An 8,293-nucleotide genomic window follows, 5' to 3' on the forward strand; every position below is an offset into this window, starting at 1 on the left:
ACACGCTCCGTCCACCCGGCACAGGGGCGGACGTCCCCGCATGGTGCAGGATCGGAGTCGCGAGCGCACACGAACGGAAGGCCGCGCCATGGAACCGACCACCACGCCCGACACCGCCGCACCCCCGCTCCTGTGGGTGATACGGGTGGCGGCGCTCCTCCAACTGGCGGCGATCCTCTGGGAGGGAGCGACCGCGGGGCAGCTGGTGACGTTCAACACCACCGCACTGCCGCTCCACTACTACGGCGCTTTCGGGGTCCACCTGACCGGGGGGCTCCTCCTGGTCGCGGCGGTGCTGTACTGGTACCGCTCCGGGGCCGGCCGAGGTCGGCCGCTCATGATCCTGCTGGTCGGCCTGGTGGCGTTCCTGGTCGGCTTCCCGCAGGCCGCCCTGGGGACCTACGGTCCCATCCAGGCGCACGTCCCGCTCGCCCTGGCCCTCTCCGGGGTCGCGGCGTGGGCGGCCGTGCTGGCCTGGCGCAGGCCCGGCCCCGCGTAGGCCGGCCCCGCCCGGACCCGGCTGCCGGGTCGCGGCGGCGGGGCCGGCGGGCATCCCGCCCGTCGGCCCCGGCCGTTCGCCGGGCCGCCGGTCAGGCCGGGCCGCCGACCCGCGCTGTCCAGGCGAGGGTGTGCAGGTGCTGGTGCACCGCCCCCAGGTAGGTCGTCGCCGACAGCCACGCGCGGGCCAGGCGGTCGGGCGGGGGGACCACCGACTCCCCCGTGGTGGTGCGCCACCGCTCACGGGCCGACTCGACCACCTCTCCCAGGACGTCGGCGGCGGTCGGCAGGTGGTTGTCGCGCAACCGCGCGAGCAGCGCGGCGTCGGCCGGAGCGGCCTCCCGCCCCGCCTCGGCCAGCCTGGTGAGGACCCGGGCGAGGGGGCCCAGGCCCGGGTCGGCGCCCGGCGCGGCCGTCGGCAGGGGGCGCGACGGACTCGACGCACCGGCCGACGGCAGGATGTCCAGGGAGAGGTTGACCCTCCCCTTCCAGGCCTCGGGCAGGGCGAGCCCGGGAGCGGACACCGTCACCGGCACGAGGACCCCGGGCCGTTCGGGGACCGGCCGGGCCACGGCCCGCAGCGCGAGCCCCGGTTCGGCGGCCAGCCGGAGGAGGTTGCGCGCGCGGAGGAGGTCCTGGGCGCCGTCGGGCGCCAGGACCAGCGGAGCGCCGGTGGACGTCTCCACGACCGCGGTTCCGCCGTCCGCCTCCCCCGTGACGGTCAGGTCGGCGAAGACCAGGTCGTCACCGGTGCGGTGGACGGGCGACGCCTGCGCGGCGACGGCCGCGGCGACCTGCTCGGAGAGCGGGCGCTCCCAGAGCGCCGACAGGGGCGCCTCGTCCCACGCGCACCCGGCGGAGACCGCCGCCGTCGTCGCGGACCCCCCGCTCAGGCGGCCGTCCGCGCTGGCGCTCACCCGTTGGGCGATCATGCCCGAGCGCCCGAGTTCGCGGTGGCTCAGCGCGGACTTCCCGAAGTTGATCCCCGCGCCGTAGACGGCGGCGGCCCGGTCTGCGTCGCCGGGGACGACGTCACCGATCCGCCACAGGCGGGTCCCGCCCGTGAGGGAGACCGCGTGGGTGACGACACCCGCGTAGCCGGACGCGGTGACGACGCGTTCGCATCCCAGACCGTAGAGCCGGAGGGAGCCGATCTCGGTGTAGGAGCGGCGGCCGATGCCCACGTCCGCGAGGGTCGGCGCGGGGCGGGGCCCCTCGGGTCCGCCGCCGAGCCGCCAGGAGGTGTCGAGGAGGCCGGTGAGGGCGTCGGTGTACTCGGCCAGGGCGAAGCCGGGCGAGGCGTGGTCGCGCAGACCCGCGGCGACGGTGGTGCAGGCCGCGGCCAGCCGGGGCAGCCGTGCGGCGCGGGCCGTCGCCGCCGCGCGCAGGAGTTCGGAGCGCTGGGAGGATCCCGCCGCCCTCACCCCGGCCGCCAGTGTCCGGGCCCCGGCCGCCCAGGCGAGCGCGGCGGCGGCGCGGGCGTCGTCGCCGGTGTCGGCCGGCGCGGTGAGGGGGTCGGCGACGGGCGTGGCGGAACCGGTGGGACGGGTGGCCGCCGCGGCACCGGCCCCGCCCGCGGATGCGGTGCCGCCGGGGCCGCTCCGCTCCTGCGGCCCACCGTCCGGTCCTGTGGACGCCCCCTCCGGTGCCCGGGCCCCGGAGGGGGCTGCGGGACGGGAACCGTCCTGTTCTCCCGGTGCCGCCCCGGGTGTCCCGCGCCGCTCCGGCTCGGCGGCGGGCGCCGGCTCCTCGTCGCCGTCCTCTCCCGCGGGGGTCAGCATGCCGGTGACGGAGAGCAGGTGCAGGCAGCGGGGACTGAGCAGGCAGGTGCAGGACACCTGGTCGGCCACGGTGATCCGCGGACCGTTCAGGGTCACGGTCTCGTTCCCGGCTCCGACGGTCCACACCTGCCCGTCGGCGCTCCAGTCCCACTCCTCGGCGGCGCGCGGAGCGGCGTCCAGCTTGCGGCGGACCCGGCCCGGCGCGGCGTCGAGCAGCTCGGCGAGCAGACCCGGATCGATCCGGGGGCGTTCGGCGGTCACCTGGGGTTCTCCTCGGGAGGCTGGGGCGGGCGGGACGGGCCGGTTCTGCGGCCAGGGAGGGCCGACGGGGCGTGGGACGCCCCGTCGTGTGACGGTCGGCGACCGCTGGAGGTCCGTGGGCACGGCCGGACCGGCGGGTGCGCGCGGCCGGGGCGTTCGGCATGCGGCGGAGGGCGCGTCCCGCCGGGGTGCGGCAGGCGGGGCGCCGCGCCCGCCGCCTCCCCGGTCCGGCGGCTCAACCGCGCACCTTCTCCCCGATCCACGAGGCCAGCTCCTGCGGGCTCAACGACGCGACCGGCATGCCCGCGGCCACGAACTGGGCGGCGGTCGCCCGGTTGCAGACCGGCGCCCCGGTGTCGTCGAGGGCCGCCAGCCCGAGCAGGTGGGCTCCGCTCGCGGCGAGCGCGCGGACCTCGGCCAGGGTGCGGGACAGGTTCCCGCCCTCCTCGAAGTCGGTGACGAGCGCGACGATCGTGCGGCTGGGCACCCTGACCCTCTCCCGTGTGTGGGCCAGCCCGGCGCCGATGTCGGTGCCGCCGCCCACGGACACCTCCAACAGGAGCGACAGCGGATCCGACACCCGGCCGGTGAGGTCGACCACCTCCGTGGAGAAGGTCGTGAACGACACGCTCAGCGCGGGCAGGCCGTGCAGGACGGCCGCGACGAGGGCGGCGTAGATCGTGGAGCGCTCCATCGATCCCGACACGTCCACGACGATGTGCACGTGCCAGTCCGCGCTCCGCCGCGCCCTGGTCCGGAAGACGGGGTTCTCAGGGATCAGCAGCGGACCGTCCGGACCGGGGCGGACCGTACGCAGGTTGGCCCGGACGGTGCGCCCCAGGTCGAGGGGCCCGCCGCGCCGCCGGGTGGGGCGCGGTACCGACAGGCCCGACAGAGCGGGGCGCATGCGGCGCGCGAGCCGGCGCACCAGCTGCTCGGTGATCGCCCTGACCAGGGGGCGCAGCTTCGCCAGACGCGCCTCCGGCAGCGCGCCGGCGAGCGAGAGCACCTGTTCCAGCAGGTCGACGGAGGCCGTGACCCGTGCGGGGTCGAGGCTGTCGAGGGCGTCGGCCCTGCCTCGCGCCGCGGCCCTTCCCAGCACCTCCTCGCGTACGGTGCCGCCGAACAGGTCCTGGAGCTCGTCGTCCCACTGTCGCGCGACCGGTTCCGGGCTCCCGTCACCGCCCCTCGCCCCGGGGCGGTTGGCGGTCTCCTGGGACCCCTCCCCGTGTCCGCGCCCGTACAGCTCGTCGAGCGCAGCCGACGCCCGGCGGGCCAGTGTCCCGCCGCGGGGCGGGCGTCCGAGGACGAGCCGCCACCGGTCCGCGGACCCGATGGCGTGCGGGGCCGCCCCTGCCGAAACCGGGCCTGTGGACAACCGGTCGGAGGCCCTCCCGCCGGTGGAGACTGGAACGGCGGTCGCCGCGTCCCCCGCCGCGGCAGGGACCGCGGGGTCGGCGGGGTTGTGGGAGGAGGCATGGTCACGCGGGTCGGCGGAACGGGCCGGGTCCGCCACAGCCCCGGGACCGCTGGGGACTGAGGAACCGGCGGAGGCAGCGGGCCCGGCGGGGGCAGGGGCGGCCGGGTTTGGAGGAGCGACGGGGGCAACGGTGACAGGCGGTGCGGACGAGGTGGTGGAGATGGTGGCAGGGGCGGTGGTGGGAATGGTGGCCGGGATGGTGGTGGCTGTGGGGTGGCCGTTCGCGCGGGTGGCGTCGTCCGTCCGTCGGGGGGCGGTGTCGGCCGGGGCAGTGGTCGCACGGTGGACGAGTCCGGGCAGCAGGGCCTCCACCGCCTCGCGTGCGGCGGCGTCGGCGCGGGCCAGCGCGAGGGCCAGCTCCGCAGACACCTCCAACCGGGCGTCCACCTCGCCGATCCGCTCGGTGACCGCGTCCAGGAATCGCGCGCGGGCGGCCGTCGACAGCGCCTCGAACCCCTCGCGCAGCGCGGGCAGCCGTGTCAGGAAACCGTCGTCGGACCAGGCCTCCACGCGCTCGGTCAGGGCGTCCAGGACGCCGGGGTCGGCCTCGACCACGGGGGCGGCGACGGTCATCGCCCCCGCCAGCCGCAGGGCGAGCGGACCTCCCCTGCCGTCGGCTGCCGCCTCCAGCCACCCGGCGAGGCGTCCGGCCATCTCCTCGGAGGTCAGTCCGCCCAGGACCATCAGCGCCGAGGACGCCGCCCCCTGGGCGAGCGGTCCGCCCGTGGCGGCGAGCTGCCCCAGGTGCCACAGGAGCCGCTGGGGGCCCATCGCGCCGGGCAGGGGCGCCTGGTCCTGGACCAGGCGCACGACCCTCAGCAGAGCCGCGGCGTCGGCCGGGTCGGTACTGCCGGACATGCCCGGGACCGAGGCGACCGCCGCCTCTGCCAGCCGCACGCGCAACCGGTGCAGGGGTTCGGGAGCGCGCGGCATGCCCGGCACCTGTCCGGAGACGACGCGTTGGACGCGGTCGTGCAGCTCCACGGCGTCGGCCAGACCCGCCCGGGGCAGGACCTCCTCCCGGACCCGGTCGCCCAGGTCGGCGGCCAGGTCGGTCAGGGCGCACTCGGCGGCCTGGGTGAGGAGGGCACCCGCGACCTCCGGTGTCAGGGCCCCCTCTTCGCCGTCCGCGGTGGCGCGGAGGCGGGCGGCGACACGGCCGCGCGCGGCCTGTTCGAGGGTCGTCCCGTAGCAGGAGGCGAGTTCGAGGGTGGCGGAGGTGGCGGGGGTCCAGCGCACGGTCCACAGCCGGCCCAGGGTCTCCCCGTCGGTGGTGCGTCCGCCGTCACGGGGTTCGGCGTAGGAGACACCCGCCGCGTACAACCGGTGCAGGGCGATGTGGCGTTCGCGGTCGCGCCCCCCGCGCAGGGGGTCGAGCCGCAGGTCGCGGCCCTCGTCTCCCGGACCCGGCAGGCCGAGTCGGCGGAGGAGGGAGGTGGCGTGGGCGACCAGTCCGGAGACCGGGGCGCCGGGGGCGGTGGCGCCGCGCCGGGTGCCGACGAGCTCGCGTTGGGCCGCGCGGGCCAGGGCCCGGGCACGGCCCAGGGGTTCGCCCTGGGCGAGGGCGCTGGAGAGGCCCTCGACCAGCTCGCGCCGGCCCGGCGCGGGAAGTCCGCGCAGGGAGGCCAGGTCGCGGGCCATCCGGTAGGCGGCGGTCGTGTCGGGGACGCCGCACACGTGTCCGTCCGCGCGCAGGTGGCCGCCGATGGCCGACAGCCGCCGGATCGCCGCCCGTTCGACCCCGTCGGGGCTGCCCCCGGCGGCGTGGACGTCCTGCTGCCACTCGGGGTCGCGGATTCCGGCCGGGTAGCCGGAACGCGAGTCCAGGAGGGCGAAGGTGTAGGGAATGAGGGCGGTGGACAGCCCCGCGCCGGCGTGCTCACCGGGGGCGGGCACCGCGATCTCGCCCGTGGGCGGGAGGTCGCCGGGGTCCTCCCCCCGCAGGACCGCCGCCGCGGTGGCGTCCGGACGGGCGTCGCCCGCATGCGCCTCGGTGGCGGGGACCGCGTCCGGACGGCCGTCGCCCGTGGAGGGGGCGGGGACCGGACCGCCACCCGCCCCCGGATCCGGACGTCGCACCAGGTCGGGTACGGCGTGCTCGGGAAGGAGGGCGGCCGCGTGGAACGCGCCCACGACGGCCACGGGTCGGGCGGCGCCGATCTCGGCGACGCGGCGGCGCATCCACGCCTCACGGGCGCGGTCGCGCCGGCCGACTCCGCCCGAGCGGAGCGCGGCGGCGCGGTGCGCCCACCCCAGGGAGAGTGCCGCGCGGCGGACCCTCTCGGGGGCGGCGCCGTAGGAGCGTGCCTCCACCAGCCGGTCCCACAGCTCCTCACCGTCGGAGACGCCGGCGGCGCGCAGCAGCGCGCGGTCCAGACCGGGGCCTTCGGTCCGCTCCGGCCCGGTGTCGGGGACCGACACCGAGGTGGGCAGGTCCACGGCGTGCACCGGCACCCCGTGGGCGCGCGCCCAGCGGACCGCCGCCAGTTCGGGCGAGAAGTCGGCGAAGGGGTAGTACGCGTGGCCGCCCTGATCGGCGTCGCCGATCACGAGGGCCACCGGCGCGACCGTGTCGGGGTGGCCCAGCCACTCCAGCCAGGGTCCCGCCTCCAGGGGGAGTTCGACGAGTACGGCGTCGGGGTCGGCCGCCTCCAGGAGGGCGGGGATCGCGGCGGCCAGCACCGGCGAGTGGTGGCGCACCCCGATGAGGCGGGGTTCCGTGCACGCGGCCAGCGCTTCGGGGACGGCCTCGACCGTCTCGGGTGCGTCGAGTGCCTCGGCGGTGTTCACCGGCGGGCCCTCCCCTCTCCGTGCTCGGCGGGGTACGGCCCGCCGTGGTCCTGTTCCCGGGACACGCGCATCACTCCCCCACGACGTGGCGCAGCTCGTACAGCCGCTTCCACAGCCGGGCGCCGTTCTCGGCCCGGTGGCGGATGGTGGAGTCCCAGTAGGCGAGCAGGCGCCCCTGGTCGTCGGCGTCGTCCTTGCGGACCGCTCCCAGCAGGTAACCGGGGACGAGGGCGAGGGGGTCCGCCACCCCCAGGTAGGCGGTCTGCAGGCCCAGGGAGGTGGTGACACCGACCGCCTCGGCGGTGCTCATGACGGTGGTGGGGCGCTCCACGGGCCAGCCCTCCACGGAGGCTCCCGAGCGCAGGTCGCGGAAGGCGGTGACCAGGGCTTCGATGACGGCGTCGTCCACGGGGAGTGCGTGTCCGTGCCGTGCCAGCGCGGTGCCCGCCTGGCGGCGCACGAGGTCCACCTCGGCGTCCAGGTCGGCGATGGGCGGGACCACCTCGAAGTTGAACCGTCGTTTGAGGGCGGCGCTCATCTCCGACACGCCCCGGTCGCGCAGGTTGGCGGTGGCGATCACGTTGAAGCCGGGCCGTGCCAGGAACTGGCCGTCGTCGGTGAGTTCGGGGACGGCCATCCGCCGGTCGGAGAGGAGGGAGACCAGGGAGTCCTGGACCTCGGGCAGGCAGCGGGTGACCTCCTCCACACGGGCGACACGGCCCGTCCGCAGCGCGGTGAGCACCGGGGAGGGCGCGAGGGCGTCGACGGTGGGGCCCTTGGCGAGCAGGAGTGCGTAGTTCCAGCCGTAGCGCAGGTGTTCCTCGGTGGTTCCGGCGGTGCCCTGCACCGTGAGCGCACCGGTGCCGCTGACGGCGGCGGCGAGGAGTTCGGACAGGAGCGACTTGGCGGTGCCCGGTTCGCCGACGAGCAGGAGGCCGCGCTCCCCGGCGAGGGTGACGACGCAGCGTTCGACGAGTCCGCGCTCTCCGACGAACTTGGCGGGGATCTCCAGGCTCGCCGGGACTCCTTCGGCGGGTTCGGGCAGCCGCAGCCTGGCGCCGTCGCTGCCGACGATGAACGTCACGACCGCGCGGGGGGTGAGCCGCCAGCCGGGCGGGCGCGGCCCGGTGTCGTGGGCGGCGAGGAAGGCGAGTTCCTCGGCGTACCGCAGTTCGGCGGGCTCGATCTGGACGTCGGGGGCGGTTTCTGGCACCGCGTCTCCTCGGGTGGTATGTGATCGGGTCGGGCGGGGTGTCGGGGCGGGCAAAGTGTCGGGCGGGCTGTCTGGTCGGGCAAGGTGTCGGGCCGGAGGCCCCAGCGCGCGCACGGCACGGGCGCGGCGTCGGCCGCCGGACCGGCCGCGCCGGGGCCGGTGGAGGCCGGCGCCCGGGCGGTGGTCGCGTCCGGCGGGAACGGGACTCCGGCGTGGCCGGGTTCCGCCCCGCGGCCGGGCCCCCCGGCACCCCCCCGGGGCGGGGGGGGA

Annotated in this window: 4 protein-coding genes; 1 reads left to right on the top strand and 3 read right to left on the bottom strand. The window is 77.3% G+C overall.

The window, feature by feature from the left end:
- The first annotated feature begins 88 nt into the window (after positions 1-88).
- Entirely contained in the window at positions 89-499 is a 411-nt protein-coding gene (locus Q8791_RS30830; protein WP_330095378.1) for a hypothetical protein, read from the top strand.
- A gap of 91 nt (positions 500-590) precedes the next feature.
- Here Q8791_RS30830 and Q8791_RS30835 read toward each other — a convergent pair whose 3' ends face one another.
- The 3 genes from Q8791_RS30835 to Q8791_RS30845 form a co-directional block, all read right to left on the bottom strand.
- Positions 591-2,540 (bottom strand): hypothetical protein, encoded by a 1,950-nt coding sequence (locus Q8791_RS30835; protein WP_330095379.1) that lies wholly within the window; start codon positions 2,538-2,540, stop codon positions 591-593.
- Positions 2,541-2,775: 235 nt separating this feature from the next.
- Positions 2,776-6,810, bottom strand: coding sequence for a DUF5682 family protein (locus Q8791_RS30840; protein WP_330095380.1), 4,035 nt, complete (start codon positions 6,808-6,810; stop codon positions 2,776-2,778).
- A 70-nt stretch (positions 6,811-6,880) separates the two neighbouring features.
- The gene (locus Q8791_RS30845) at positions 6,881-8,023 is read right to left on the bottom strand and encodes an ATP-binding protein (RefSeq protein WP_330095381.1); all 1,143 of its coding nucleotides are present in this window, start codon (positions 8,021-8,023) and stop codon (positions 6,881-6,883) included.
- Between the last annotated feature and the right edge of the window lie 270 nt (positions 8,024-8,293).

The organism is Nocardiopsis codii, from assembly GCF_036327455.1.
GTDB lineage: Bacteria > Actinomycetota > Actinomycetes > Streptosporangiales > Streptosporangiaceae > Nocardiopsis > Nocardiopsis codii.